The 23,830-nt window shown below is 69.8% G+C and carries 31 protein-coding genes and 1 CRISPR repeat array; of the genes, 10 read left to right on the forward strand and 21 right to left on the reverse strand.

The window, feature by feature from the left end; translation table 11 throughout:
• Positions 1-6 precede the first annotated feature (6 nt).
• Positions 7-600 (reverse strand): TetR/AcrR family transcriptional regulator, encoded by a 594-nt coding sequence (locus ACH34T_RS16435; protein ID WP_395992983.1) that lies wholly within the window; start codon positions 598-600, stop codon positions 7-9.
• Positions 601-687: 87 nt separating this feature from the next.
• Here ACH34T_RS16435 and ACH34T_RS16440 point away from each other — a divergent pair, with 87 nt between their 5' ends.
• Together ACH34T_RS16440 and ACH34T_RS16445 are read left to right on the forward strand one after the other, a co-directional pair.
• Entirely contained in the window at positions 688-1,113 is a 426-nt protein-coding gene (locus ACH34T_RS16440; protein ID WP_395992984.1) for a nuclear transport factor 2 family protein, read from the forward strand.
• Positions 1,110-1,967 (forward strand): NmrA family NAD(P)-binding protein, encoded by an 858-nt coding sequence (locus ACH34T_RS16445; protein WP_395992985.1) that lies wholly within the window; start codon positions 1,110-1,112, stop codon positions 1,965-1,967. The genes ACH34T_RS16440 and ACH34T_RS16445 overlap by 4 nt, the downstream gene beginning before the upstream one ends.
• On the opposite strand, the gene ACH34T_RS16450 is transcribed toward ACH34T_RS16445, so the two are convergent.
• Positions 1,945-2,448 carry a GNAT family N-acetyltransferase gene (locus ACH34T_RS16450; protein WP_395992986.1) on the reverse strand — a complete coding sequence of 168 codons (504 nt, stop codon included), beginning with the start codon at positions 2,446-2,448 and terminating at the stop codon, positions 1,945-1,947. The genes ACH34T_RS16445 and ACH34T_RS16450 overlap by 23 nt on opposite strands.
• A 278-nt stretch (positions 2,449-2,726) precedes the next feature.
• Here ACH34T_RS16450 and ACH34T_RS16455 point away from each other — a divergent pair, with 278 nt between their 5' ends.
• A complete protein-coding gene (locus tag ACH34T_RS16455) occupies positions 2,727-3,485 on the forward strand; it encodes a DUF2637 domain-containing protein (protein ID WP_395992987.1) in 759 nt (252 codons plus the stop codon).
• 65 nt (positions 3,486-3,550) lie between these two features.
• On the opposite strand, the gene ACH34T_RS16460 is transcribed toward ACH34T_RS16455, so the two are convergent.
• Positions 3,551-3,706 carry a hypothetical protein gene (locus ACH34T_RS16460; RefSeq protein WP_395992988.1) on the reverse strand — a complete coding sequence of 52 codons (156 nt, stop codon included), beginning with the start codon at positions 3,704-3,706 and terminating at the stop codon, positions 3,551-3,553.
• Between the two features lie 187 nt (positions 3,707-3,893).
• Here ACH34T_RS16460 and ACH34T_RS16465 point away from each other — a divergent pair, with 187 nt between their 5' ends.
• On the forward strand, positions 3,894-4,403 hold the full coding sequence (locus ACH34T_RS16465; protein ID WP_395992989.1) for a hypothetical protein: 510 nt from the start codon (positions 3,894-3,896) through the stop codon (positions 4,401-4,403).
• 183 nt (positions 4,404-4,586) lie between these two features.
• Positions 4,587-4,801: direct repeats of the CRISPR family, unit length 30 nt; unit sequence GTGCGGCCCGTGCGCGCGGGGACGTCATCG.
• A gap of 147 nt (positions 4,802-4,948) precedes the next feature.
• Here ACH34T_RS16465 and ACH34T_RS16470 read toward each other — a convergent pair.
• Positions 4,949-5,209: a GntR family transcriptional regulator gene (locus ACH34T_RS16470; RefSeq protein ID WP_395992990.1), complete on the reverse strand. Its 261-nt coding sequence runs from the start codon at positions 5,207-5,209 to the stop codon at positions 4,949-4,951.
• 124 nt (positions 5,210-5,333) lie between these two features.
• Between ACH34T_RS16470 and ACH34T_RS16475 the strand changes: the two genes are divergently transcribed.
• Together ACH34T_RS16475 and ACH34T_RS16480 are read left to right on the forward strand one after the other, a co-directional pair.
• Complete coding sequence (locus tag ACH34T_RS16475) at positions 5,334-5,603, forward strand: hypothetical protein (protein WP_395992991.1); 270 nt, start codon at positions 5,334-5,336, stop codon at positions 5,601-5,603.
• Complete coding sequence (locus ACH34T_RS16480) at positions 5,596-5,790, forward strand: hypothetical protein (RefSeq protein WP_395992992.1); 195 nt, start codon at positions 5,596-5,598, stop codon at positions 5,788-5,790. Before ACH34T_RS16475 ends, ACH34T_RS16480 begins: the two co-directional genes overlap by 8 nt.
• A gap of 464 nt (positions 5,791-6,254) precedes the next feature.
• Here the strand turns inward: ACH34T_RS16480 and ACH34T_RS16485 are convergent, their stop codons facing one another.
• From ACH34T_RS16485 to ACH34T_RS16540, 12 genes are all read right to left on the reverse strand, one after another.
• Complete coding sequence (locus ACH34T_RS16485) at positions 6,255-6,530, reverse strand: hypothetical protein (protein ID WP_395992993.1); 276 nt, start codon at positions 6,528-6,530, stop codon at positions 6,255-6,257.
• The gene (locus tag ACH34T_RS16490; protein WP_395992994.1) at positions 6,530-6,901 is read right to left on the reverse strand and encodes a hypothetical protein; all 372 of its coding nucleotides are present in this window, start codon (positions 6,899-6,901) and stop codon (positions 6,530-6,532) included. Before ACH34T_RS16490 ends, ACH34T_RS16485 begins: the two co-directional genes overlap by 1 nt.
• A 6-nt stretch (positions 6,902-6,907) precedes the next feature.
• A complete protein-coding gene (locus ACH34T_RS16495; protein WP_395992995.1) occupies positions 6,908-7,177 on the reverse strand; it encodes a hypothetical protein in 270 nt (89 codons plus the stop codon).
• Between the two features lie 31 nt (positions 7,178-7,208).
• Positions 7,209-10,490 carry an NlpC/P60 family protein gene (locus ACH34T_RS16500; RefSeq protein ID WP_395992996.1) on the reverse strand — a complete coding sequence of 1,094 codons (3,282 nt, stop codon included), beginning with the start codon at positions 10,488-10,490 and terminating at the stop codon, positions 7,209-7,211.
• Positions 10,490-10,759 carry a hypothetical protein gene (locus ACH34T_RS16505; RefSeq protein ID WP_395992997.1) on the reverse strand — a complete coding sequence of 90 codons (270 nt, stop codon included), beginning with the start codon at positions 10,757-10,759 and terminating at the stop codon, positions 10,490-10,492. The genes ACH34T_RS16500 and ACH34T_RS16505 overlap by 1 nt, the downstream gene beginning before the upstream one ends.
• A 4-nt stretch (positions 10,760-10,763) precedes the next feature.
• Entirely contained in the window at positions 10,764-11,369 is a 606-nt protein-coding gene (locus ACH34T_RS16510; protein ID WP_395992998.1) for a hypothetical protein, read from the reverse strand.
• Positions 11,370-11,516: 147 nt separating this feature from the next.
• Positions 11,517-11,936: a helix-turn-helix domain-containing protein gene (locus ACH34T_RS16515; RefSeq protein WP_395992999.1), complete on the reverse strand. Its 420-nt coding sequence runs from the start codon at positions 11,934-11,936 to the stop codon at positions 11,517-11,519.
• Positions 11,933-12,181, reverse strand: coding sequence for a hypothetical protein (locus ACH34T_RS16520; protein ID WP_395993000.1), 249 nt, complete (start codon positions 12,179-12,181; stop codon positions 11,933-11,935). Before ACH34T_RS16520 ends, ACH34T_RS16515 begins: the two co-directional genes overlap by 4 nt.
• Positions 12,178-12,552, reverse strand: a complete 375-nt coding sequence (locus ACH34T_RS16525) for a hypothetical protein (protein ID WP_395993001.1) — start codon at positions 12,550-12,552, stop codon at positions 12,178-12,180. Before ACH34T_RS16525 ends, ACH34T_RS16520 begins: the two co-directional genes overlap by 4 nt.
• Positions 12,553-12,577: 25 nt before the next feature.
• The gene (locus tag ACH34T_RS16530; RefSeq protein WP_395993002.1) at positions 12,578-15,157 is read right to left on the reverse strand and encodes a hypothetical protein; all 2,580 of its coding nucleotides are present in this window, start codon (positions 15,155-15,157) and stop codon (positions 12,578-12,580) included.
• Entirely contained in the window at positions 15,154-15,456 is a 303-nt protein-coding gene (locus ACH34T_RS16535) for a hypothetical protein (RefSeq protein WP_395993003.1), read from the reverse strand. Before ACH34T_RS16535 ends, ACH34T_RS16530 begins: the two co-directional genes overlap by 4 nt.
• A gap of 1 nt (position 15,457) precedes the next feature.
• Complete coding sequence (locus ACH34T_RS16540; protein ID WP_395993004.1) at positions 15,458-15,658, reverse strand: helix-turn-helix transcriptional regulator; 201 nt, start codon at positions 15,656-15,658, stop codon at positions 15,458-15,460.
• 110 nt (positions 15,659-15,768) lie between these two features.
• Here ACH34T_RS16540 and ACH34T_RS16545 point away from each other — a divergent pair, with 110 nt between their 5' ends.
• Positions 15,769-16,401: a helix-turn-helix domain-containing protein gene (locus ACH34T_RS16545; RefSeq protein ID WP_395993005.1), complete on the forward strand. Its 633-nt coding sequence runs from the start codon at positions 15,769-15,771 to the stop codon at positions 16,399-16,401.
• Positions 16,401-17,582 (forward strand): tyrosine-type recombinase/integrase, encoded by a 1,182-nt coding sequence (locus tag ACH34T_RS16550; protein ID WP_395993006.1) that lies wholly within the window; start codon positions 16,401-16,403, stop codon positions 17,580-17,582. The genes ACH34T_RS16545 and ACH34T_RS16550 overlap by 1 nt, the downstream gene beginning before the upstream one ends.
• A gap of 30 nt (positions 17,583-17,612) precedes the next feature.
• Here ACH34T_RS16550 and glnA read toward each other — a convergent pair whose 3' ends face one another.
• Complete coding sequence (gene glnA, locus ACH34T_RS16555; RefSeq protein ID WP_395993007.1) at positions 17,613-19,037, reverse strand: type I glutamate--ammonia ligase; 1,425 nt, start codon at positions 19,035-19,037, stop codon at positions 17,613-17,615.
• Between the two features lie 178 nt (positions 19,038-19,215).
• Between glnA and ACH34T_RS16560 the strand changes: the two genes are divergently transcribed.
• On the forward strand, positions 19,216-19,689 hold the full coding sequence (locus ACH34T_RS16560) for an RDD family protein (protein ID WP_395993008.1): 474 nt from the start codon (positions 19,216-19,218) through the stop codon (positions 19,687-19,689).
• A 75-nt stretch (positions 19,690-19,764) separates the two neighbouring features.
• On the opposite strand, the gene ACH34T_RS16565 is transcribed toward ACH34T_RS16560, so the two are convergent.
• Together ACH34T_RS16565 and lipA are read right to left on the reverse strand one after the other, a co-directional pair.
• Positions 19,765-20,460 (reverse strand): DUF4191 domain-containing protein, encoded by a 696-nt coding sequence (locus ACH34T_RS16565; RefSeq protein WP_395993009.1) that lies wholly within the window; start codon positions 20,458-20,460, stop codon positions 19,765-19,767.
• A 61-nt stretch (positions 20,461-20,521) separates the two neighbouring features.
• On the reverse strand, positions 20,522-21,448 hold the full coding sequence (gene lipA / locus ACH34T_RS16570; RefSeq protein WP_395993010.1) for a lipoyl synthase: 927 nt from the start codon (positions 21,446-21,448) through the stop codon (positions 20,522-20,524).
• A 280-nt stretch (positions 21,449-21,728) separates the two neighbouring features.
• Between lipA and ACH34T_RS16575 the strand changes: the two genes are divergently transcribed.
• Positions 21,729-22,238: a DUF1877 family protein gene (locus ACH34T_RS16575; RefSeq protein ID WP_395993011.1), complete on the forward strand. Its 510-nt coding sequence runs from the start codon at positions 21,729-21,731 to the stop codon at positions 22,236-22,238.
• Here ACH34T_RS16575 and lipB read toward each other — a convergent pair.
• Together lipB and ACH34T_RS16585 are read right to left on the reverse strand one after the other, a co-directional pair.
• Positions 22,211-23,011: a lipoyl(octanoyl) transferase LipB gene (gene lipB / locus ACH34T_RS16580; RefSeq protein WP_395993012.1), complete on the reverse strand. Its 801-nt coding sequence runs from the start codon at positions 23,009-23,011 to the stop codon at positions 22,211-22,213. The genes ACH34T_RS16575 and lipB overlap by 28 nt on opposite strands.
• A gap of 36 nt (positions 23,012-23,047) precedes the next feature.
• Positions 23,048-23,785 carry a Type 1 glutamine amidotransferase-like domain-containing protein gene (locus tag ACH34T_RS16585; RefSeq protein WP_395993013.1) on the reverse strand — a complete coding sequence of 246 codons (738 nt, stop codon included), beginning with the start codon at positions 23,783-23,785 and terminating at the stop codon, positions 23,048-23,050.
• Between the last annotated feature and the right edge of the window lie 45 nt (positions 23,786-23,830).

The raw sequence follows: 23,830 nt of genomic DNA on the forward strand, positions 1-23,830 counted from the left end.
TGACGGTCAACGCTGGGGCGGACGGGGGCGCAGGACGGAGGCGGTGAAGCCCGCGAGGTATGCCCGCAGCGTTTCGCGCGGTACGCGCTCCTGACCGGCCAGGTGCTCGACGAGGTCGGCTCTGACGGCGGCGAGCAGCGCGTGGGCGGTGAATTCGCTGTCGGACTGTCCGGGGACCTGATCGAGCAGGTCTCGCACCAGGCCGTGCCATGTCTCGTAGTGCTCGGCCCGGTAGGGGCTCATGCCGCCGGATTCCTCCAGCGCCAGCGCGAGGCCGCGGTTGTCGAGTTTGAAGCACAGGACGGCGTCGAGCAGGGCGGGTATGCGCTCCAGCGGCGGGGCGCCGGGCCCGAGGGGCGGTGGACCGGCCTCGACGGCCTTCCTGATCGGCTCCAGTCGCGCCTGGTAGAGCGCGCGGATCAGTCCGGTGCGGTCGCCGAAGGCGCGGAAGAGCGTCCCCTTGCCGACGCCGGCCGCCGCCGCGACGTCGGCCATGGTGACCTCGTCCGGGCTCGCGCAGCGGTCGAAGAGGGCGTCGGCGGCCGCGAGGACGGCCGTCCGGTTGCGCACGGCGTCCTTCCGGGGTCTGCGCTCGGGCATGCGGTTCTCCAGTTGCGATCCGGACCCGGGGTCCGTATCTTCAAATTCCGGACCCCGGGTCCGGATTCTACGAGACGGAGGCCGCACATGCCCACGCACACCTCACCGGCGGACCTGTTCCGCCACAGCCTGCGACTTCTCCTGGACGGCGACATCTCCGGCTGGCTCGCCCTGTGGGCCGACGACGGCGTCATGGAGTTCCCCTTCGCCCCGCCGCACTGGTCCCAGCGCCTGGACGGCGCCGAAGCCATCGCCGCCTACATGCGCCGGTATCCCGACCACATCGACCTGCATGACTTCCCCGACGTACGGATCCACGAGACCGCCGCTCCGGAGACCATCGTGGTCGAGATGCGCGGCACCGGCCGCCTGGTGCAGACCGGCGCGCCCTTCGACATGACCTACATCGCCGTCGTGACCGTCAAGGACGGCCGCTTCGCCTTCTACCGCGACTACTGGAACCCCCTGGCGGTCCTCGAACGCGGCGCCGACTTCGCCGGGAGCGCCCGGTGAACGGCACCACCCTGGTCATCGGCGCGACGGGCACCACCGGCAGCCGCATCGCCGCGCGGCTGACGGCGGCCGGGCACCGAGTCAGAGCGGCCGCCCGCCACAGTGCCTCGGCCTCCGGCGCGGAACCGGCCTGCTTCGACTGGTACGACCCCGGCACCCACCTCGACGTCCTCGACGGAGTAGGCCGCATCTACCTCATCCCGCCGCCCGGCGACCTGACGGCGGCGACCGTCATGCTGCCTTTCCTCGACCAGGCCCGCGCGGTCGGAGTGCGCCGGGCGGTGCTCCTCAGCTCGTCGGCCATACCCGAGGGCGGACAGGCGTCGGGAGAGGTGCACAAAGCCCTTCCCGGCCTGTTCGAGCAGTGGGCGGTGCTTCGGCCGTCCTGGTTCATGCAGAACTTCACCGGGGCCCACGTCCACGCCGCGAGCATCCGTGAGGACGCCACGATCCTGACCGCTGCCGGCGACGGACGTGTCGGCTTCGTCGACGCCGACGACATCGCGGCCGTCGCCGTCCACGCCCTGACCGACGAACACGCGCCCAACACCGACCTCGTCCTCACCGGACCGGAGACGCTGAGCCACGACGACATCGCCGCGATCATCACCGAGGTCACCGGACGGACGGTCGTCCACCGCAGGCTGACCTACGACCAGTTGCACGACCGTCTCGCAGCGCAGGTGCCGCCGGAGTACGCCGCCATGCTGGCCGGAATGAACCGCGCCATCGCCGAAGGGGCCGAGGACCGCGTCACCGGCACCGTCCAGCGCATCACCGGCCGCCCGCCGCGCTCCTTCCGCGCCCACCTCGACGAGGAGACGCGGTCATTCAGTGGGTTGAAGGGGCGTTGAAGGAGATCCAGGTGTCGGGTGGGAGTTCGGGGCGGGCGGGGACGGGGCGGTGCTCCTCCGTCCAGGCGCCGGGGGCGATCTCGGCGGCCACCCGGCGCCAGAAGCGGGCGGCGGGGGCGTTCTCGTCCTGGAAGGCGACCTCCCACGGGCCCGGATGCTCGGCGATCAGGGCTTGGACGCCGCGCAGCCCGAGCCCCGTCCGGCGGGCGCCGCGGACGATGAAGAACGAGCTCAGCACCCGCTTCTCGCCCCTGAGCCCCCGGACGGTCGCGAACCCGACCGGCCGGGCGTCGCTCGTCAGCAGGTAGGCGGCCCAGTCGGGGTCGTGGAAGGCGGCGTGGAGGCGTTCGCTGCGGAACGTCCCGTCCGGACGGGGGAGCAGGCCGCGGAACTGCGACATGTCGTGCTGGAACATCAGCCACAGGCGCTCCAGGGCGGGGCGGTCCGTGGCGTCGGCGAGGCGGACGCACAGGTCGGGCATCGGGGTCCTTGCGAGAACGGGCGGCCGGGAACGCGAAAGAGCCTCCCGAGACGGATCTCAGGAGGCTCTTGCCGCTCGCAAGATCATACCAAGCGCCGGAGGCCGCGGCCCCTACCGGCTCAGATGTCGTAGTAGAGCTCGAACTCTGCCCTGCGGGTTTCTGACCTCGGCCGTTCGGTCGACATGCCCTCTGACCTGCTTTTTCTCCGCCGGACGTTACCGACTGGTTCCGGCGTCTTCCGAAGTTCTGGCGGAACTGGGACGGAACTGGAGCCCTCATGTCTGACCGTTTCATCCGCGCCAGCACGGCGGCCGTCGTCGTCGGCATCGGCGGCATCGCGGCCTACATCTCGTACCAGCACGCGCTCGACGTGGCCACGGCGCACGGTGAGGCTGGCGCGACCGGTCGCCTCGTCCCGCTGACGATCGACGGCCTGGTCTACGTCGCATCCATGGTCCTGCTCGACTCCGCGCGCCGTCGCGTCCCGGCGCCGTTCCTCGCCCGCCTGGCGCTCGCCCTGGGCATCGGCGCGACGGTCGCCGTCAACGTCCTGCACGGGGTGGCTCACGGCGTCGTCGGGGCGCTCATCGGCGCATGGCCTGCGGTCTGTCTCGTCCTCGTCGTCGAAATGCTCATGGGCATGGTGCGGCGCGGCCGGACGGACGAGGGTCCCCGGATCGTGGGTACCCCTGACGAGACCGCCGCACAGGACGATTTCCCGGAAATCGCCGAGCCGCTCGACGTCCCGGACGGGTACGCCATGTGGGCGGAGATCGAGCCGGAGCCGGTCGCGACAGCGCTCCCGGAGGTGCCGGACGATGGGCGGATAGGTCATGGTGATTCACCATCACCTAACGAGACTCCGGCCGACCTCGCCCCGGTGCTCGCGACCGCCCGGGACCGGTTCGCCGAGACGCTCGCGAGCGGCGGTCTCCCGTCCGTCCGCGCGCTCCGTCGAGAGCTGCACATCGGGCACCCGCGCGCCGTCCGCGTACGTGCCGCGCTGAAGGCTGAGAGCGCCCCTGTGACCGTCTGAGACGCAAGACGAGAGCCCGCCCCGGCGTGGTCCGGTGGCGGGCTCTCGCGTGTTCTGGGAGCCGTTCAGTCCTTCTTCTTGATGTACTTCTCCAGGCAGTCGTCAACGATCTCCGTGAGCGTCTTGCCCTCCTTGGCGGCCTTCTCCTGAGCCTGTCGCTTCCGCTCAGCCGGGACGCGGACGCCGCCGAGTGACGCCTTCTTGTGGCGGTCTTCGCCCATGGATGCACTCCCTCGCACAGGTGGATATCCGCAAATGATGCCTGACCTCTTGCTACTTGTCTGCCCCAGGCGTAGCTTGTGGATATCCGCAAACGCCGGATGAGCGGGGAAAACACCCGTGAAAGAGGTTGGCCCCGACCTAGCGATTGCGCCGCTGGCCGGGGCCTCGACGGAAGGGACCTCCGCCGTGATTGGCAAGCCTAGCTGTCCTGCATGCGGGACGAGCGAGTACGAGTACCGCCCCAGCGACAACGACCGCGACCGGCTCTACTGCGAGCAGAACCACCCGTTCCCGACCGCCGAGCCGATGACGGTCGCGACAGCGCTCCCGGAGGTGCCGGACGACGAGCGACGGACGGCCACCGAGCGTGAGGAAACTCCTGCAGATCTGCAGGAGTTTGCGGAGTCCGAGTCCGACCTCGCGCCCGTGCTCGCGACCGTGACGGGGACGTGGCCGGACGGAGAGCCCGCCATCGTCCGGGAGGCGGAGGACTTCGAGCGGCGGCTCATCCGGATCGTCCAGCGCATCGAGCGGGACCACGGGCCGATGGCCTCGCGGGTGATATTCCGCGTCCTGAACGCCGTCATGGACGAGCCGCCGAAGCTCAGCGAGGACGAGGCCGCGGACCTGCTCCGCCTCGTCGGCCGTGGCGAGTGGGGAGCGGCCGACGCTCGGCTGGACGAGCGGGGCGAGTAGCCCGACTGTCGCCCATGGGCGACACGCGCCCCCGTCACCGAGGTCCCCGAAGGACCCCACCGGCGGGGGGTCGTTCTCGCTTTCAGTGAGACCGTCAGGTTGACGGTCTGACCCCGACCATGTCCGCGGCGGCGCGCAGATGGTTCGGACCTGCAACCCACTTGAGGGGGTGCAGGCCGCGCAGGGTGCGGCCCGTGCGCGCGGGGACGTCATCGTGGTGAATTTCACCACGTCCCTCAAGCTCGGGTGCGGCCCGTGCGCGCGGGGACGTCATCGAATTCCGCAGACTTGCGGTTTCCGATAAGCCGTGCGGCCCGTGCGCGCGGGGACGTCATCGACCACGCTTCCCGGCGCCGGGAAGCGTCGGGGTGCGGCCCGTGCGCGCGGGGAGGACTAAAGGGTGCGCGCGAAGTGCGTACCCCTAAACGTTCCTTAGGCCCCTCCGGCCTGGCAACTGGCAGCCTCTGGCCGGTGGTGGGGCCTCGGCGCAGGTCAGGGTGCAGGTACCAGCCAGCGGCTGTCAACCGGCGGTTGACGAGTTGGGCTCAGCTCAACTCGTCGTCCTCGTCGTCGGTCGGCAGGACGAAGGTCCCGCGGCCGCGAACGCTCCGAACGAGTCCCTCGTCCTTCAGCACGCGGACGGCCTTCTGGACGGTCATCGTGGAGAGGCCGAACTCGTCGATGAGCCCGGCAACGGACGGGATGGCGCGATCGACCGGATACGTCCCGTTCCGGATGCGGGCACGCAGGACATCGGCCAGCTGAACGTACAGCGGGTCAGGTCCGTCGAAGTCGATCTCTGCCACGTAGCAGACGCTATCTGACCTGCGATAATGCTATTAGTGTGCATCATTCTGCAGTAGACCCATGACAGGCATATTAGACCGGCGTATGGTGGCGACTACGTTCAGCTACATCGGAGGGACCCCGGTGGACGAGGCAAGACGCGTACATGACGCCGACCGGCAGATTCCGGAGTTCGACGTCTACGAGCTCGACGGCGGCCGGTGGCAGGCCGTGCACAAGGCCGACCACGATCTGACCCTCGAACACTCCGAGTGGCCTGAGCTGTTCATGGCGTGCGTTGCCGCGCGCGTCCGGTTCGACCTGCAGCGGGCAGCCGAGGAACTCGTCACGCGGATGGCCGAGCCGGGGCGAGCGTGGCGGCACAACGGACCGGGCAGCGGCATCAATGTCTAGCCGCCGGAAGCTGAACCTCGACGAGCCCGGCCTGCCGGAGGCGCTGGCGGCGTACACGGCGTTGATGGACGCGGTCGTCACCGAGTCGCAGCACCTCACCCGCACCGAGGACGACGACCTCATTGCGGCGTGCAGCGACGTCATCGACCGGGCGGCGGACAGAGCGCGGCGGGGTGGCACTCGCTGAGAAGACGCCACGGCCCCGGGGAGCGGGAAACTGCGCGGGCCCCGGGGTCGTGGTCTGTTTGCGCAGGTCAGAGGGTCGGGGAGAAGAGATACGCAGCGTGACGGCCGGAGGCGATCATGAGCGCCGCTGTTCCGGCGAAAGTCGCGGACGGGTGATTAGCGGGACGAAGATCCCCAAAAGGTGACGGACTGTGACGAAAGTCCAAGATCAGGATTGGTCACGGAGGGTGACGCTGACCATGATCATCCGAGGTGTGGGGCTCAGAGACAGAAGAGCCTGACTGTGTGCTGGGTCAGCGAAACCCGGTGATCAAAAAACGGGGCGGCTCGCCTGTGCGCGCTGCCATACCCGCAGGTCAGAGCGTTGACGGAGATTCGCGCACTCTGTGTGACGCTCAGAGCCCTACTCGGACCGCCCTGCGGGGACGCTACGCAACGTGATGCAGTAGCGAGCATGATCACGCCTCACCAGTCACGGGATGTGATGGGCTTGGCCCGGCCTCGTCCTCGCCTGGCGTTGCCCTTGACCGCACCGGCCGACCGGTTGCAGCGTCGGTGCGCGAGGCCGAGGTAGCCCGCGCGGTCCTCGCTGTGGTCCAGGTCGAGCAGCTGCCCGGGGAACATCGGTGCGCCGCACCGTGAGCAGGGCTGACCAGGGTCGGCGGAGAGTCGTGCCAGTGCCGCGCGCCGCGCCTGCTGATGACGCCAGCCGTACCCGCGCGCCGTGGTGAGACCCGGCATCAGACCTCCTCGTCCTCCATGTCCACGTCGGCGACCCGTACGAGGTCGCCCAGGGTGCGCAGGTAGGCGGCCCCGGACATGAGCCGTACGGCCTCCAGCGCCTCGCTCACGGGCACCTGTTCGAGCGTGAGCCCGGTGTCCCGGGCGACCGCCCGCCGGGTGAGGGACACCATGGCGTCCTCGTCGGTGTGGACGTCGGCGACGAGGGCCGTCGTCGTGGCGTGGCCGCTGGCGATCCCGCGGAACACCTGGTCGCACGCACACGCCGGGTTATCGCAGGCCAGAGGCAGGAACAGCCATTCGGCCGGGACGGTCCACGTCACGTCGTCGGCGAGGGGACCGGGACGGCCGGGGCTCACCAGGTATCGCACCGCCGGTCACCTGTCGTACGGGTCGTACCGGCGCAGCCAGTGCAGGTACCGGCGGCGGGCGTTGCTGGCCGCCACCGGGTCGGCGGCGGCGCGTAGCTCGGCCCGCCGCCGCGCCTGCTCCTCGGTCGCATGCTCGTGCACCCATGCGGCGCGCGACTCGGCATCGAGCGGCGGCATGCCCCACGAGTGCGGGAAGGTCCCGCGCGCGTAATGCGCCGCTCCGATGTCTCCGGCGGAGCCTGGCGGGATGGCGCCGCTGTGGGCGTACACGAACATCGTCTTGCCTCCTGTCGTCTCTGTGTGGCTCTCAGAGGCTCGCCGCCCGCAGCCGGAACTCGATCTGCTGCATCAGCCGGTCGATGTCCACGGTCTCCCGGATCGTCACGTGGTCCAGGTGCAGGTGAACCTCGCGGGCACCGCCTCCGGCCGAACCGGTCAGGGCGTCGAACTGCGCGCCGGTCAGGACCGGCTCAGGGCTCCGCGTGGCGTTGTAGGCGAGGGTGAAGCCGGGTTCGAGCATGCCTCCCTGATCGAACTTCCAGGGCGGGAGACCCCAGTTCGCGGACCGCATCCCCACCTCGCGGACGCGAGCACCGGTGAACGGGGCCTCGATGATGCGGTTCGCCTTGTCGGAGGCCATGAACACGTGGCCGGAGTGCGGGAAGCCCAGGGCGCCGGGGACGGGCTTGGAGATCTTGCGGACCCATGGAATCTGCCCGTAGGTCGTCCGTGGCATCGCCTTCTTCGCGGCCTGGTACCAGGCGTAACGCATCAACGCGCTGCAGTCGAAGCCGACCGTGTTCGCGCCGCGGCCGATGCCGCGCGAGGGCCCATTGAGGCCGCCGCCGCCCCAGCTGTAGGGGACACCTATCTGTGAGCGTGCGGCGCGTACGGCGCGCTTGCCGGGCCCGCCGATCTTCTCCTCAAGCGGCCCGAAGAACGCGAGGATCTTGGACACCAGGGCGCGCGGGATGCCTGCGATGAGCCGGCCGAAGCCGCCCATGCCGCCCAGGGCGCGGTCGGAGCCGTCCAGCATGGGGCCGAACGCCTTCCGGGCCGTCTTGACCAGGCCACCGGCGAAGAACCCCTTGGCGGCCTTGGCGAACTTCCCGACGATGCCGCCCAGGAAGAAGCGCCCCGCGAAGCCGGGGACGCCGGACGGGTCGCCGACTCCGCCCAGGAACTTGGCGACGCCGGTCACGCCGCCGCGCCGCGCCATGGCGTTCGCCGACTCGATGAAGTCGGCACCCACGGCGCGCGTGAACTCCGGCCGCATGATGGCCTCTCCGCCGGAGACCGCCGCGAGGCCGATGTCACGGCCGGGCGTGTATCCGGGGTAGACGCCGCCGCGGGCGAACCCCTTGATCGGGCTGAGCTTGCTCACGCCGGGGACGAGGTTGGCGACCGCGTTCCAGAGCTTGACGATCCCGCCGTTGAACACGCTGTTCACGACGAAACTCACTGGCTTCTTGGCGGCGTCCTTGAGCTTGTCCCACACCGTCTTAATGGCGTCCACGGCGTTGCGGAACGCCGGTGAGAGCTTGCCGACTGCGGACTTGATGAGGTCGAACGTCGGCTTGATCCAGCGCGTCCAGACGGTCCTGATCGCCGAGCCGACCGCGTTCCAGACCGGCTTGATCACCGAGTTGTAGAACCAGCGGACGACCGGGGCGACCACGGTCCGCAGGACGGTGACGATGGCGTTCAGCACCGGCCGTATGGCCGTGTTGTAGACGGCCTTGACCAGGTTCCCGATGAACGTGAATGCGGGCCTGAACGCGTGCGTCCACAGGGCCATCACGACCGCCGAGACGAGCTTGAAGGCGATCAGCAGCGGCGCCAGGACGAGCACGGCGACGATCGAGAACAGCCATTTGGCCAGCGTGCCGATGAACCGGAACGCCGGGGCGACGGCGGTCGTCCACAGCCACATGGCGGCCTTGCCGACCGCCTGGATCCCCGTCCAGATGGCCAGGAACACGGGCTTGATCACGTTCGCCAGCCACGTCACGACCGTCACCAGCAACTTGATCACCGGGATGACGAACCCGATGATCGTCGACCACCACTTGACCAGGATCAGGATGGCGATGCGCAGGACCGGCACGAGCGCCGTGACCAGGATCGTCGCGAGCCGCAGCAACTGCGGGACGAGCGGCAGGATCGCGATGACCAGGGAGGCGAACAGGGGTGTGAGCTGCGCCCACACCGGCAGCAGCGTCGCGACCGACGTGGCGAGTTGCAGAATCGACGGCATGCAGGCGATCAGGGCCTCCACGAGCGCCCCGCCGATCTGAGCGGCGGTCCGGCCGATCAGGCCGATGATCGGGATCAGGATCGGCTGCAGCTGCGCGTGCATGGTCGTGGCGAACTGCGACAGCGCCGGGAGGATCGGCGTCAGCGCGTTCAGGAACTGCCCGATGGCGCTGACGAACGCGCCGACGAGCGGCGACATGGCGATGAAGATCGGGCCGAGCGCCGCCAGATACTTCCCCACCACGCTCGCGAGGATCGGCACCAGCGGCGCGAGCGCGGCGGCCAGGGCGTTGACGCCGGTGAAGAACACGCGCAGGGCGTTCTGTGCGGCGGCCGTCTTGAGGAACGCGTTCAACTGGCTCGTGAGCGTGCCCAGGAACGCGAACAGCCCGCCGCCGGACGAGGCCGCGCGAGCGAAGGAGGCGATGATCCCGCCGAGGTCGCCCAGGACGCCGCCGATCTGCTTGATGAGCGCGAACGCGCCGCCCAGCGCCGCCTGGACGCCGCCGGATGCGGCGAACTTCTGCATCCATTGCCCGAACCGGACGCCGAGGTTGCCGACGCCTCCGGCGAGCTTGGACAGCGTCCCGGTGCCCTGTACGGCCATGTCGCGGAAGCCGCGGAGTACCGGTGTGATGGCGGGACGGATGCTCGCGACCGCGCGGCGGACGCCGCCGAAGATGACCGTCAGCCCCGACGCCGTCTTGCCCTCGCGGGCGAACTTGAGGCCCTGCACGGCGGCACGGCCGTACTCCGCGGCGACCCCTCGCACGCCGGAGCGCAGCGGTCCAGCAAGGACACCGGCCGTCGCCTTCAGCTGACCTTGCAAGGGTCCGAAGAAGGCGCTCTGCGCCGCGTTGCGGATGCCGAGCAACGCAGGTCGCAGACTACGCAGTTCGCGGGCGACCGCACGCGCGGCTGGGGTCAACCCCTTGAGGCTCTCCTCGAACGCTTTCGCGTCGTCGCCCATCGCGGCCTTGAACGCGTCACCGACGCCGCTGAGCGCGAGCTTGAATGTCACTAAGGCGGCGCCTGCGAGGGCGATGCCCGCGGGTATCCCTGCGAGCAGTCCGGCGAGCGGCGCGAGCGCGGTAGCCAGCTGCACGGCCTGCGAGATGGCGAACGCGGCCCCGATGCCGATCGTCGCGAACTTCGCGGCGACCTTGACCATGGAGCCCAGGCGCTTGGTGACGCCAGACATCGCGCCGCCGCCGACCCGGTTGAGCCGATCGAGCGAACCGGAGGTCTCATCGACGCGGCGGCGCAGGCCGGAGAACATCCGCGAGGCGCGGTCGTTGCCGATCAGGTTCAACAGCACGGTACGGGCGGCCATCAGGCGTCACCGTCCAGGAACCCGACCTCGTGGAGTGCCTCGACGAGGTCAGCGGAGACGGGCGTCACGGGCAGCAACTCGCCGCGGTAGGAGACGAGGACGAGCCACTCCGCGCGGCCGTCGATCTGGGAGACCTGCCAGCGGCCCGCGCGGATGCGCTTGGTCACGATCTTGCGGGTCGGTGCGTCGAGCCGCTCGACGGCATCCGCGACGAGCCCGGCCAGCGGCCCCAGCTCCCGAGCCTCAGCGCCCCGCACCTCGGTTGCCATGGCGTCACCCGCCGAAGACGACACGGCGGGTACGGGCAAGCTCATCCGCGAGGGCGAGAACCTCGGCGCGAGAGCCGTCAAGAATGTCCCGAGCGTGGCGGCACGCCCGGCGAGCGGCCCAATCGCTACCGCCCGTGTGCCGTACCAAGGACTTGCGGTCCTCGCTGAATCCCCGCTCGTTGAACGGGAAGACCAGCGCGCGGAACTCGGTGATCCACACCTCGGCGGCCGCGGCGATCACCGCAGACGCCACCGGGGGCGCCTGCTCGAACACCGTCGAGCCGCTGTGTCCGTCCTCCGACACGGTCACCTCGGCGACCTTCACGCCCAGGGCCCGCGCCACAACGGCGTGCGCCGCCTCGTGCTCGCAGGTGTTCCGCAGCGTCAGGTCGTCGTCCAGGCCGAGCCTGCGCCGGGACCAGTCCGCGAGATCATCGGCCGGACGCCGCCGATGCCCCGACGTCAGCACGCGCGAGCGCAGCAGCGCCGTGGTCAGGTCCACGTCGCCGAGTTCTCGCCACGTGTCGACGACGCGGCGGTCGTCGGCCGACAGTCCCGCGTAAATCCTCCATGCGGTCTGTTCGGACACGCTCTGTTCGGCTGCGGTCATCTTCACCGACCCTCGTCACCGGCTGCGACGTGGCGGCGTCCTCGCATGGTCCTGAACGTCCCGGGTCCTCTGCCGTTCGGTCCGGTGTCCCCGCGGCCCGGGTCATCTGCCGGGCCGTTGCGGTGCTCGAACTGCGGGGCGGTCGCCTCAGGCGGAGCGGCGGCGGTCGGCGTAGGCCAGGACCGCGGACCGGTCGAGCAGCCAGCGCCCACCTGCGCGACGGCCCATCCCCTGCGCCGCGAGCTGACGCACGCGCCGCTCGGACAACCTGAGCAGCCCGGCCGCCTCTCCCGTGGTGATCTCCCCATGCCGCGAGGGTGGCACCGTTTCCGCCTCCTGCGCTGCCGCGATACCGTCCGCGGCAGCCACCAGCGGCAGGGCCTCGTACTCGGCCGCCGCCCACCGGATCGCCCGCCGCGCCGCCTCCACCTCCGGCCGCATCCACACCGGGAGGTCGTCGAGCGCCCCGGCGACCACCGGCCAGCGCAACACGCGATCGAGCACATGCGCCGACACGCCATGAATCAGCGCGCCCTCGACGTACCGAGACGGCCGGTCCTCGCTCACCGGCGTCCCCTGCTCGCAGGGCGCATGACCGGCCGCTCGTACTCGGCGTGCGCGAGACCGGCGGCACGGGTCCGCTCCATTCGGTCTACGTCCAGCACAAGACTCGTCATCACCTGCCAGACCCGGCCGAGAGCGCGGTTCGCCGGCTCCAGCTGGTCGGAGTTCTCTTGCCACCGGACGGCGAGCTTCTGCCGCTCCTCCGGACGCAGGCGGGCGAGCGCGGCCCGCAGGTCGTCGGACATCATCCGAGTCCGTTTACGATCTGCCAGTCCACTTGAACGCCCACGGGCACGCCCGGTTCCCACGGTGCGGACGCGATGTTGACCCGCTTCTGCACGCTGGCCTCACCGGAGGCGAGTCGACCGGCGACGCGGCCGAGCACGTTCAGCCCGGAACCGATGGCGGTCAGCTCGTCCGGCGACAGGCCGTCGAGCGCGAGGGCGTCATAGACCGTCTGCAACGCCTCCGCAACACGGGCGACGGCGGGGGGAACACATCCTTGACACATCGAGTCGTCCTCATCGATCAGCAGCACCCCGCGCGCGTCGATGCACGCCCCGCACCGCATGCACTCAGGGTCCATCTCGCCACTGGCGATGATGATGTGAACGGTCATCGTCTCTCCTGTCGTTCGTCGGCGATCATCGCCGCTCTCCCTTTGCTTGGTCACGCTCACGGGCACGGGCGTTCCAGGCGGCGACGAAGCTCTCCGAGGTGTCGGAAGCAGAGAGAGGGCGCGTTTCAGCGTCCCTAGCGTCCCTAGCGTCCATCTGCCCGAATTCCCGCTGGTCAGCGGCGGGACGAGGGGTGGACGCTGGCGAGGTCGTAGCGTCCATCTCAGCGTCCCTAGCGTCCATCGCGGCCTGTTCGACGCCGGGGATGGACGCTAGAGGGGGGTCGCTAGCGTCCATCCCGTTTCCGCTGGTCGGAGCCGGTTTTCCGGTCCAGGTGGACACTGTGGACACTGAATCGCACTTTCTATCTGACGATGCCGTGAGGACGTAGAGGCGTTGGCGCTTGGGAGCCGGACCGCGCTGGCTGTCGTCTACGTCGATGCCGATCGCACGGAGCGCGGGGGCGAGGCGCTTGAGCTGTCCGGCCGCCCGAGTCGCGTCCTTGGGCCACCGTTTGGGGAGCCGGTCCGGGGCGTCGACCGAGTCGAGAATCTGCTGTGCGGTCGCCCTGACGCCGTCCGGGCCCGCGTCGTCCACGAGCTTCACCACGGCCTGCGCGAACGGCTCACCCTCCAGGACGTCGGTGACGGCGTCACGGGCGCCCGCCTTGTAGTCCTCCAGCGTCGTCCAGCCGCGGACCTGGTCGACGGCCTTGAGCACCCGGGCGAAGTCTGCCATGCGGGGACGCTCGATCAGCGTCACGTCCGGCAACGCCTTGAGCACCTCGGCCAGCAGGTCGAACAGTGAGGCCAGGATGGCGGCGTGCGCGTCGGCGTACACCTGGTCAAGCTCGGCTTCCTCGCGCCGGTCGGCGTCCCGGATGAGGGAAAGCTCGATCGTCAGCAGCCGCTCGGCGAGGTCGCCGGCCAGCGCCCCGGCGTCGATGGTCGTGAGCGCCAGGACCCGCCGGAACTCCAGGACCACCACGTCGTCATCGGTGTAGAGCGCCCGGTCGACGATGCCGTCCCCGGTGACGGCGCGGCACAGGGCGTCCGAGAGCCAGTCGGGGATGTAGGAGACGTTGTCCAGGCACAGCGCCCAGGAGTTGAACGCCTGCGTTGCCCAGGACTTCACGTCCCGTGGCGCGGTCCGCTTGGGAGCGCCGGACGGGTCGATGATCCCGATGACCATCTGCGCCGACTTGGACTTGCCCGTGCCCTGCTCGCCGCGAAACGCCAGGATCGGATGCGGCAGGTCCGGGATGAACGCGGCGACCAGCCACGCCACCAGGAGCCGGAACCCCTGCTCGTTCATGTTCAGCAGTCCGCGGAGGCGGGCCAGGCCGTCGCCGTCGCGGACCGGGACCGGTAGCGCCTTCATCGCGCCCGACCGCCGGAACAGCACGGGCGAGCGAGCCTCGCGGGACCAGCCGTCCGGGCCGATGGTCACGCACCGGCCGTCCGGCGTGCCGAGGTCGACCACGATCCGGCCGTCATGGCGAGCGACGCGCAGCTGCGGAACGCGCGGCTCATCGGCCTGCGCCACCCCCTCCAGCACCGTCATCGCATCGGCTAGCGCGGACTGCGAGGGGACCGCGCCGCCCTGCTCGTCGGCGTACACCTTGGCCAGCAGCGACCGCAGGCCAGACCTGCCGCGCAACGGAAGCGCGAGGTTCGCCCCGTCCTGCCGAACCGCGTACGGACGGCCGTCGTCGGACATGAACAGCTCGAAGCGTTCCCGGGCGATCCTCACCAGAATCGACGCCTGCGACGGTCCCTTGCCCTTCCCGTCCTGCTGGTCGGATGGACCGGAAGGCGGTGAGATCTCCTCGTTGTTCCGGACGGCCTCGGTGTCGAGAGGCACGAGGGCATCAAGGGGCAGTCCGGCGGCGAGGTGGTCGAACACGTCGGCCTTGGCCTGATCGAGAGCGGCCCGGACGATCGTCACGCTCTGGACGACCGGGGTGAGGATGTCCCGGATTCGCTGCGCGTGCTTGAGTCCCGCCGGGTCATTGTCGGCGACGATGACGACGTCAGCGCCGTTGAACCAGTCGGCATAGCGGCTCGGCCAGGGGTTGCCGGTTCCACCGGAGTTGCAGGTGGCGACCTCGCCGAGCCCGGCGAGCCGATCGGCGTCCTTCTCCCCTTCGACGATCCAGATGCGGCGGCCGTCGTGGATCGCGGCCAGGACGTCGGGGAGACGGTAGATGACGCGCCGCACGCCCTTGATGCCCTTGCCGCCGTCCGGGCGATACTGCGCGAACGACTTGGACTTGCCGTCGAATCCGGGCTCGTAGCGCTTGACCAGGTACAGCGGGGTGCCCTGCTCGTCGGTGTATCGATATTCGGCGACCACCTTGGGGCGCCCCGACTGGTCGCGCGGGTTGCAGATGTCGGCCTTGGTGAGGCCGATCGCAGCGAGGATCTCCTCCGTCGCGCATCCCGCCGAGCGGCACGTCAGGACGACCGGCTGAGTCTGGCCAGGGTCGACGTCGAGGGACGGATCACTGTCGTCGTGGGCAGGACACAGCGCCTTGTAGCCGCGGGCGGTGGGGCGGACGCCCTCCAGCTTGGGGAGGACGACCTCTCGCAGGACGTCCACAGTCACCGGCTCGCCTCCGCCGGGTAGGTGCGCGCGACCACGACCCAGACCAGCCGACCGCACCCCGCGCGGCGGACACCGTCGAGGGCGTCACGACTGCGCAGGCGGCCGAAGTGCCCCGCCCCGCAGTGCGGACAGGCCAGCGCGTACCACCACATCGTGCGACGGCCAGCGGGCGCATACAGAGACGCGTACGCAGCCGGGTAGCGCGCTATCTTGGACGTGACGCAGCCGCCGCCTTGCCGCTCGTCTCCGACCGCCCCGTGGGAATCGCCGTCCCCGGGGCGGTTTTCGTTGGTGGTCATCTCAGGCCGCCGTCCCACCGTTGGCCTGCTCGTCGAGCCACGCCTCGACGTCCGCCCAGCGGTAGCGCCGGTGACGGCCCACGCGGCTGTAGCGCGGACCGATGCCCCGGTGCGCCCAGTCGTCCAGGGTCCGCTTTGGGACGTTCAGGTACTCGGCCACCTCGTCCGAGTCGCCGAGCGGCTTTCTGACGTCAGTCGGCATCGCGTGCACCTCCATGTCGATACGACAAGCGCTCTGTCGAAACGACGAGCGATGCGGATAGTTTCCGGGTTGCGCTGGACGCATGTCAAGTCGACGGCTAACTTGTACATATGACAAGCAAAACACCTAGCGATCTCGCCGGAGAGCAGATCAAGAAATGGCGCCTCGAACGCGGGATGACAGCTGAGCAGCTAGCCGCACGCTGCGCAGAGTTGGGCGCACCCGAGATCACGAGCGCGGTCATCGCCAACATCGAGACCGGCCGGCGCGACCGTGCGACCGGTCGGCGACGGCGGACGCTCACACTTGAGGAACTGTGCCTATTCGCTGAGGCGCTCGACGTCCCGCCAGTCCGGCTGATGGTCCCGCTCGACGGGCGCACGCGGCTCCAGGTCACACCCACGGTCGAGATGTCGACCTGGCGGGCGCTGTTCTGGGTGAGCGGGGAGAACGACCCTGCCGACCCTGACCGCCGCGCCCGGTGGCGCGAGGCAATCGGTGACCTCTACTCGTTCCGGAACCTGCGCGACATCATCTCGGCAGCGAACAAGGCGCAGGGACGAGGCGACACGAAGGGGTACGAGGCCCAGCTCAAAGAGGCCGCGAAGCTGATCGAGTGGGGGATGCTTGCCCACAACGTCACGCCCCCGGCGCTCCCCGCCGAGGTCATCGAGACCATGAAAACCCGCGGATGGCTGGAGCGCGCCGACGAGGTGCCCGTCCGGGCCAAGGACGATGACTGATGGCGCGCGTTAAGGACCTCTGGTTCACGGCCACCGAGCCGAAGCGGAAGACCAAGCGGCATCCGGACCGGGGTGGGAACCGCGACGCTTCACGGTGGCTCGCCTGCTGGATCGCCCCGGACGGTCGCGAGTGCACGAAAGCCTTTCCGACCAAGACGAAGGCCAAGCAGTACGCCGAAGACCAGGAGGTCGACGCTCGACGCGGTCCGTACATCGACCCGAAGGCTGCCCGGATGACGGTCCGGGAATGGTGCTCGACGTGGCTCGCGGGCTATCGCACCCGGCGACCGGGCACCGTCCGAGCGGCCGAGGTGCACATAGCGCAGATCCTCGCCGAGTTCGGCGACCTCCCGCTTAACGCCGTCCGGCCGTCGCAGGTGCGGGCCTGGTGCGCGCGGTTGAAGTCTGAGGGTGCCGCGGACTCCTACGTTTACGCCCTGCACGCCCGGCTGTCGCAGATCATGAGTGACGCCGTCCACGACGACAAGCTCGTCAAGTCGCCGGTCTCGCGGCGGACGTCACCCGGTGCGGGGAAGCAACGGCCGTACGTCGCCACCACGGCGCAGGTGTGGGCGCTGTACGACGCGATGGGGGAGCGGTACCGGGCTGCCGTCCTGCTCGCCGCGTTCGCTGGCCTGCGGCTCGCGGAGTCGTGCGGCTTGCGGGTCGATGACGTCGACTTCATGCGCGGCGTCATCTCTCCGGCCGTCCAGTACCCGGACGACGAACTCAAGACCGAGGTGTCCCGGACGCCGATCCCCATCCCCGCGACCCTCTCCACGGAGCTGTCGGCACAGGTGGCCGCGTACCCTGCCGAGACGCTTATGACGAACGCATGGGCACAGCAGCTCTCGCCGTGGACGCTGGAACGCCACATGCGCGCCGCGCGGGACAAGGTACGCGCCGATGCCGAGAAGGCACGGAAGATGGGGAAGGACGTGACGGACATCCCTGCGGACTTCCGATACCACGATCTTCGCCACTACTTCGCGTCGCTGCTGATCGCGTCGGGCGCCGACGTCAAGACGGTCCAGGCGCGACTACGGCACGCGTCGGCCAAGACGACCTTGGACACCTATGGGCACATCTGGCCCGACCGGGACGAGTCGACCCGTGCGGCCGTCGAGGCTGTTCTCGTCGAGCGCGCGGAACTGAGCCGGAACCAGGGTGAGGCGCGCTGATGAAGTACCACGTCAGCGCGCCTCTCTGGCCTATATGTCGTAGTAGAGCTCGAATTCGTGCGGGTGGGGGCGGAGGCGGATGGGGTCGATCTCGAACTCGTTCTTCATCGTGATCCAGGTCTCGATGAGGTCGGGCGTGAAGACGCCGCCTTCGAGGAGGTAGTCGTGGTCGGACTCCAGGGCCGCGAGGACCTCCTCCAGCGAGCCGGGGACCTGCGGGATCGCGCGGGCCTCCTCCGGCGGGAGCTCGTAGAGGTCCTTGTCCACGGGCTCGGCGGGCTCGATCTTGTTCTTGATGCCGTCGAGACCGGCCATCAGCATGGCGGAGAAGGCCAGGTACGGGTTGCAGGACGGGTCCGGCACGCGGAACTCGACGCGCTTGGCCTTCGGGTTCGACCCGGTGATCGGGATGCGGATGCAGGCCGAGCGGTTGCGCTGGGAGTAGACCAGGTTGACCGGGGCCTCGTAGCCGGGGACGAGCCGGTGGTAGCTGTTCACCGTCGGGTTCGTGAAGGCCAGCAGGGACGGGGCGTGCTTGAGCAGCCCGCCGATGTAGTAGCGGGCGTTGTCGGACAGGCCCGCGTAGCCGACCTCGTCGTAGAACAGGGGCGCGCCGTCCTTCCACAGGGACTGGTGGCAGTGCATGCCGGAGCCGTTGTCGCCGAAGATCGGCTTCGGCATGAACGTGACGGTCTTGCCCGCGGCGCGCGCGACGTTCTTCACGATGTACTTGTAGAGCAGCAGCTGGTCGGCCGTCTTCAGCAGGGTGTCGAAGCGGAAGTCGATCTCGGCCTGGCCTGCGGTGCCGACCTCGTGGTGCTGCATCTCGACGTGGATGCCGGAGGCCAGGAGCTGCGCGACCATCTCCGAGCGCAGGTCGGTGTAGTGGTCCATCGGCGGGACGGGGAAGTAGCCGCCCTTGTACGGGGGCTTCGCGCCGAGGTTGCCGCCGGGCTCCTCGCGGCCGGTGTTCCACGCGCCCTCGACGGAGTCGAGGTAGTAGTAGCCGGCGTTCTGCCTGGTCTCGAAACGGACGTCGTCGAAGATGTAGAACTCGGCCTCGGGACCGAAGTAGCAGGTGTCGGCGATGCCGGTGCCGCGCAGGTAGTCCTGCGCCTTCTTCGCCACATTGCGCGGGTCGCGGCTGTACGGCTCCCCGGTCAGCGGGTCGTGGACGAAGAAGTTCAAATTCAGGGTCTTGTGCTGGCGGAACGGGTCGACGACGGCGGTGGACGGGTCCGGCAGCAGCAGCATGTCCGACTCGTGGATCTCCTGGAACCCGCGGACGGACGAGCCGTCGAACATCAGCCCCTCGGTGAAGACGCTCTCGCCGAAACTCTCGACGGGGAACGTGAAGTGCTGCATCTTGCCCGGCAGGTCCACGAACCGGCAGTCGACGAATCGCACACCTTCGTTCCTGATGTAGCTCAGAACCTCTTCGGCGCTGCTGAACATCCGGCCTCCTTGGGCGCTTCTCGGCTTCCCGGCAGGCTATGGCGACGCCGTTTCCCGTCCGTGTCTCATATGTTTCCGCTGTGTTACGCGTCACCCCGGGACCCGGGGCCCAGTCCACCGCGGGGACTGGGTCCGGGCCGGGTCGGGAGGCGCGGAAGGACGGGATAGCGTAGGCGCCATGAGCAGTGGTAAGGGCGGGCCGCGGTGGACGCAGACGTGGCTCGGCGGTGCGGCTTCGGCCGGGGTCGACCCGGGCAGGCCGGGGGAGAAGATCGGCTTCCCGGAGAGCGGCAGCGGCGCCGTCGCGTCCTACGGCCGGCGGCTGGTCGCGCTGTTCGTCGACTGGGGGCTGTCGATGCTGGTGGCGAGCCTGCTGGCGCGGTCGCTCGACTGGGACCCGGCGGAGCGCAGCATGTGGACGCTGGTCATCTTCGTGATCTACGCGTGGCTGTCGACCGCGTTCACCGGCGTGACGATCGGGAAACGGCTGTGCGGCATCCGCGTCGCGCGGCTGGACGGACGGCCCGTCGGGCTCGGGTGGGCGCTGGCCAGGACGCTGCTGCTGGCCCTCGTCATCCCCGCGCTGATCTGGGACCGGGACCATCGCGGATTGCACGACCGCGCGAGCGACACCGCCGTCGTCAACCTCTGAGCGCGACCGCACAACAAAGGCGCCCCCGTCGGGGAGCGCCTTTCTGAAGCGAGGCGTCAGCTCTAAAACGAAGTGTCAGCGCATTTTGGGCTTGGGGCCCTTGGGCATCTTCGCGCCCTTCGGGATCGGGCCCTTCGGCATCTGCATCGACCGGGGGAGCGCCTGGAGGCGGTCGTTCAGCTCCGCCACCTGGCCCTTGGTGAGGTTGCGGGGCAGCTTCATCAGGTGGCGCTGCAACTTGTCCACCGGGATCTGGCCGTCGTCGTCCCCGACCTGCACGTCGTAGATCGGCACCTGCTGCGCGGCGCGGGAGAGGCGCTTCTTCTCGGCGCCGAGGAGCTGCCCGACGCGGTTGCGCGGGCCCTCCGAGACGAGCACCACGCCGGGACGTCCGACCGCGCGGTGCACCATGTCGAGGTTGCGGTTGCCGCTGACCGCCTCGGTGACCGTCCAGTTCCCGCGCATGTTCTTCAGGATCGCGGCGGCCGCGCCGGGCTGCCCGGCGATCACCTTGTACTGCGCGCGCTGCGCCATCTGACCGAAGACGATCATGCCGACGGCGACGGCGGCGAGGACGCCCAGCGGGATGAAGAACCACAGCTGGCCGAAGAGGAACCCGATCAGGATGACGACGACCAGCGTCCCGATCGCCGACGCGAACACGATCGGCAGGGCCTTCGGGTCGGCCTGCCGGAGCACCTGGGCGACCATGCGGATCTGCTTGAGGCGGCCCGGACGCTCCTGGGCCCCGTCCGTGGGCGTTTTCGACATGGATACAAGGATAGTCGGGTCGGACCCCCGTCCCGACACCCCCCGATCCAGGCCCGCCGAGCTAGGCCCGCGCCTCGACGGCCTGCTTGTAGAGGCGTCCGGCGCGGTAGCTGGAGCGCACCAGCGGGCCGGACATGACGCCCGCGAACCCGATCTCCTCGGCCTCGGCGGACAGCTCCACGAACTCCTCCGGCTTCACCCACCGCTCCACCGGGTGGTGGCGGGCGCTCGGCCGCAGGTACTGCGTGATCGTGATCAGCTCGCAGCCGGCGGCGTGCAGGTCGCGCAGGGCCTGGGAGATCTCCTCGCGGGTCTCGCCCATGCCGAGGATCAGGTTCGACTTGGTGACGAGGCCGTCCTCGCGGGCGCGGGTGATGACCTCTAGGGAGCGCTCGTACCGGAACCCTGGACGGATCCGCTTGAAGATCCGCGGGACGGTCTCCACGTTGTGCGCCAGCACCTCGGGACGGGACGAGAACACCTCGGCGAGCTGCTCGGGGACGGCGTTGAAGTCGGGGATCAGCAGCTCGACGCCGCAGCCCGGGATCGTCGCGTGGATCTGCCGGACGGTCTCGGCGTACAGCCAGGCTCCGCCGTCGTCCAGGTCGTCGCGGGCGACGCCGGTCACGGTGGCGTACTTCAGGCCCATCGTCGCGACGGACTCGGCGACGCGGCGCGGCTCGTCCCGGTCGAGCTCGGCGGGCTTGCCGGTGTCGATCTGGCAGAAGTCGCAGCGCCTGGTGCACTGGTCGCCGCCGATGAGGAACGTGGCCTCCCGGTCTTCCCAGCATTCGTAGATGTTGGGACAGCCGGCCTCCTGGCACACCGTGTGCAGGCCCTCCGCCTTCACCAGGCCGCTGAGCTCCCGGTACTGCGGGCCCATCTTCAGCCGCGTCTTGATCCAGTCGGGCTTGCGCTCGATGGGGGTCTGGCTGTTGCGCGCCTCGACGCGCAGCAGCTTGCGCCCCTCTGGGGTCACCGTCGTCACGGGACCCAGCGTACGTGGCGATCTACGGCGCCGGCACACCGCCCGCCGCCCTGCCGCCGCCCTGCCGCCGCCTTGCCGCCGACGGACGCGCGGGGCCGTCCCGGAGCCGCCGTCTGGGTGGTTTCCGACCGGGTGGGGCTCAAAGGCATATCGGAGCGATATCGAACGTATGACAGTACCCGGTCCTGCTCCGCCGATTCGTGTGTTTCTGCCATGGCCAACAGTGGATCTCTCTAAGGTGACTCCCTGTCGTCACGCAACAGCGTCAGCAGGAGGACCAGTGGGCCTGGCAATGTCGTACCTCAGGGTGCCGCCGGTGCTGGAGGGTGAACCTGATCCCGGACGGATCGCCCGCCATGTCTTCGGCGACGCCGACTGGCGCCGGCGCGGCGCGGCCAACCTGTTCGAGCTCGGCTGGGCCTGGCAGGCGATGCACTACCTCTGCACCGGCGACCCGTGGGACGGGCGGCAGCCCGAGGCCGACGTCGTGTGCGGCGGGCGGCTGCTCACCGAGGACGGCGCCGACGAGCTGGGCATGGACGTGATCTACCTCGCGCCCGAACGGGTGAAGCCCGCCGCCGACCATCTGGCCGCGACGCCGTTCAGCAAGGTCGCCGGACGGTACGACCCGGCCGCGATGGGCAAGGCCGGCGTCCAGGACGCGGACCGGCTCGACGCCGCCGTCCGCGACAAGCTCCTCAAGCCCGCCCACAAGGGACTCGCGGAGTTCTTCCAGGCCGCCGCCACCGAGGGCCAGGCCGTCTACAAGCTGATGGCCGCCGACTCCTGAGCGCCCGCCCGCTCCCGGACGCCCGCCGACTCCCGAACGCCCGCCGGCTCTTGGACGACCGACGCCTTCCGAGGGTGCGCCAGGGCTTCTAGCTGTGCCGTCGTGCGGTGCAGCGTCCCCTCCGCGCCGAGGGCCGCGGCGAGGTGGCGCTCCACCAGCGGGACGATCTCGGCGACCGTGACGTCCCGGCCCAGCTCCCGGGTGAGGTTCGTGGAGCCCGCGTCCCGGATCCCGCAGGCGACGATCCGGTCGAACCAGTCCATGTCGTTGTCGCAGTTCAGCATGAACCCGTGCATCGTGACCCCGCGCGACACCCGGGCCCCGATCGAGCCGACCTTGCGGTCCGGCGTGCCGGGGACCCACACCCCGCTGCGTCCCTCGACGAGGACGGTCTCCAGGCCGAGCTCGGCGCAGACGTCCATCATCATCCGCTCCAGCAGCCGCACGTAGCCGACGACGTCGACGGGGTCGGGCAGCTTGACGATCGGATAGCCGGTGAGCTGCCCGGGGCCATGCCAGGTGATCTTGCCGCCGCGGTCGACGTCCACGACCGGCGCGCCGGGATCGCCGACCGGCCGGTCCAGCTTCCCGGTGCGCTTGCCCGCCGTGAAGACCGGCTCGTGCTCCAGCAGCAGGACGGTGTCGGGGATCGCGTCGTCCACGCGCAGGGCGTGGGTGCGTCTCTGCAGGTCCCAGCCCTCGATGTAGGGGACGGCCGCCGCGCCGAACCCCGCGTGCACCATCACCAGCTCGCGTACGTCCACATCGCTCACACGGGCCAGCTTAAGCGCCTCAAGGTCCTTGAGGTTCTACAGGGATGCGAGCAGCCGGGGCTCCAGGCGGAACTCCTTCGCCGTGCCGGGCCCGTCCGGCTCGACGCGGTACGCGCCCGCGTCCTTCCGGTAGGAGACGGCCTGGACGAACTCGGTGCCGACGTAGTGCAGCGCCACGCACTCGTCGGCCGCGTACCCGCCGGGCAGGGTGCCCTCGCCGACGAGCTGCTGCAGCAGCGGACGCCGCTGCGGCTCGCTGTCGTAGTGCACGCCGCACGAGTACGGAAGGAAACCCAGGCCGTCGGTCAGCGGCCGCAGCTGCGGCCCGAACGAGTCGGTGTTGCCGCCGACATGCCAGCACAGCGCGCCGGCGCTCTGCCCGGACAGCACCACGCCCTCCTGCCACGCCTCGCGCAGGATCTCGTCCAGGCCGTGCAGCCGCCACAGGGCCAGCAGGTTCGCGACGCTGCCGCCGGACACGTACACCAGGTCCTGGTTGAGCAGGTGCGCCCGGACGTCGGGGACGTTCGGCATCGGGAACAGCGCCAGATGGCTGACCTCGGCGTCCATCGAGGAGAACGCGGCGTAGAAGGCGGACAGGTACTCGGCTCCGTCGCCGAGCGCCGTGGTCAGGAAGCAGACCCTCGGCCGGTCCTGGCCCGTCAGGTCGAACGCGTAGCGCAGCAGCGGGCTCGCGGTGCGGCCGTCCCGTCCGTCCGGGACGAAGCTGCCCCCGCCGATCGCGAGGATGTGCGGCTGTCCGTCGGTGCTCAATTCACCCTCCTCGTGGACCAGGCTGTCTTTCTCTCGCCGTACTCG

The sequence above is a fragment of the Actinomadura sp. 9N215 genome (assembly GCF_044326345.1).
GTDB lineage: Bacteria > Actinomycetota > Actinomycetes > Streptosporangiales > Streptosporangiaceae > Spirillospora.

Excerpts from the sequence above, each read along its gene's own strand:
- ACH34T_RS16435 (WP_395992983.1), bottom strand. The coding sequence starts at position 600 with ATGCCCGAGCGCAGACCCCGGAAGGACGCCGTGCGCAACCGGACGGCC.
- ACH34T_RS16440 (WP_395992984.1), top strand. The coding sequence starts at position 688 with ATGCCCACGCACACCTCACCGGCGGACCTGTTCCGCCACAGCCTGCGA.
- ACH34T_RS16450 (WP_395992986.1), bottom strand. The coding sequence starts at position 2,448 with ATGCCCGACCTGTGCGTCCGCCTCGCCGACGCCACGGACCGCCCCGCC.
- ACH34T_RS16455 (WP_395992987.1), top strand. The coding sequence starts at position 2,727 with ATGTCTGACCGTTTCATCCGCGCCAGCACGGCGGCCGTCGTCGTCGGC.
- ACH34T_RS16460 (WP_395992988.1), bottom strand. The coding sequence starts at position 3,706 with ATGGGCGAAGACCGCCACAAGAAGGCGTCACTCGGCGGCGTCCGCGTC.
- ACH34T_RS16480 (WP_395992992.1), top strand. The coding sequence starts at position 5,596 with ATGTCTAGCCGCCGGAAGCTGAACCTCGACGAGCCCGGCCTGCCGGAG.
- ACH34T_RS16485 (WP_395992993.1), bottom strand. The coding sequence starts at position 6,530 with ATGCCGGGTCTCACCACGGCGCGCGGGTACGGCTGGCGTCATCAGCAG.
- ACH34T_RS16495 (WP_395992995.1), bottom strand. The coding sequence starts at position 7,177 with ATGTTCGTGTACGCCCACAGCGGCGCCATCCCGCCAGGCTCCGCCGGA.
- ACH34T_RS16500 (WP_395992996.1), bottom strand. The coding sequence starts at position 10,490 with ATGGCCGCCCGTACCGTGCTGTTGAACCTGATCGGCAACGACCGCGCC.
- ACH34T_RS16505 (WP_395992997.1), bottom strand. The coding sequence starts at position 10,759 with ATGGCAACCGAGGTGCGGGGCGCTGAGGCTCGGGAGCTGGGGCCGCTG.
- ACH34T_RS16510 (WP_395992998.1), bottom strand. The coding sequence starts at position 11,369 with ATGACCGCAGCCGAACAGAGCGTGTCCGAACAGACCGCATGGAGGATT.
- ACH34T_RS16520 (WP_395993000.1), bottom strand. The coding sequence starts at position 12,181 with ATGATGTCCGACGACCTGCGGGCCGCGCTCGCCCGCCTGCGTCCGGAG.
- ACH34T_RS16525 (WP_395993001.1), bottom strand. The coding sequence starts at position 12,552 with ATGACCGTTCACATCATCATCGCCAGTGGCGAGATGGACCCTGAGTGC.
- ACH34T_RS16535 (WP_395993003.1), bottom strand. The coding sequence starts at position 15,456 with ATGACCACCAACGAAAACCGCCCCGGGGACGGCGATTCCCACGGGGCG.
- ACH34T_RS16540 (WP_395993004.1), bottom strand. The coding sequence starts at position 15,658 with ATGCCGACTGACGTCAGAAAGCCGCTCGGCGACTCGGACGAGGTGGCC.
- ACH34T_RS16545 (WP_395993005.1), top strand. The coding sequence starts at position 15,769 with ATGACAAGCAAAACACCTAGCGATCTCGCCGGAGAGCAGATCAAGAAA.
- ACH34T_RS16550 (WP_395993006.1), top strand. The coding sequence starts at position 16,401 with ATGGCGCGCGTTAAGGACCTCTGGTTCACGGCCACCGAGCCGAAGCGG.
- glnA (WP_395993007.1), bottom strand. The coding sequence starts at position 19,037 with ATGTTCAGCAGCGCCGAAGAGGTTCTGAGCTACATCAGGAACGAAGGT.
- ACH34T_RS16560 (WP_395993008.1), top strand. The coding sequence starts at position 19,216 with ATGAGCAGTGGTAAGGGCGGGCCGCGGTGGACGCAGACGTGGCTCGGC.
- ACH34T_RS16565 (WP_395993009.1), bottom strand. The coding sequence starts at position 20,460 with ATGTCGAAAACGCCCACGGACGGGGCCCAGGAGCGTCCGGGCCGCCTC.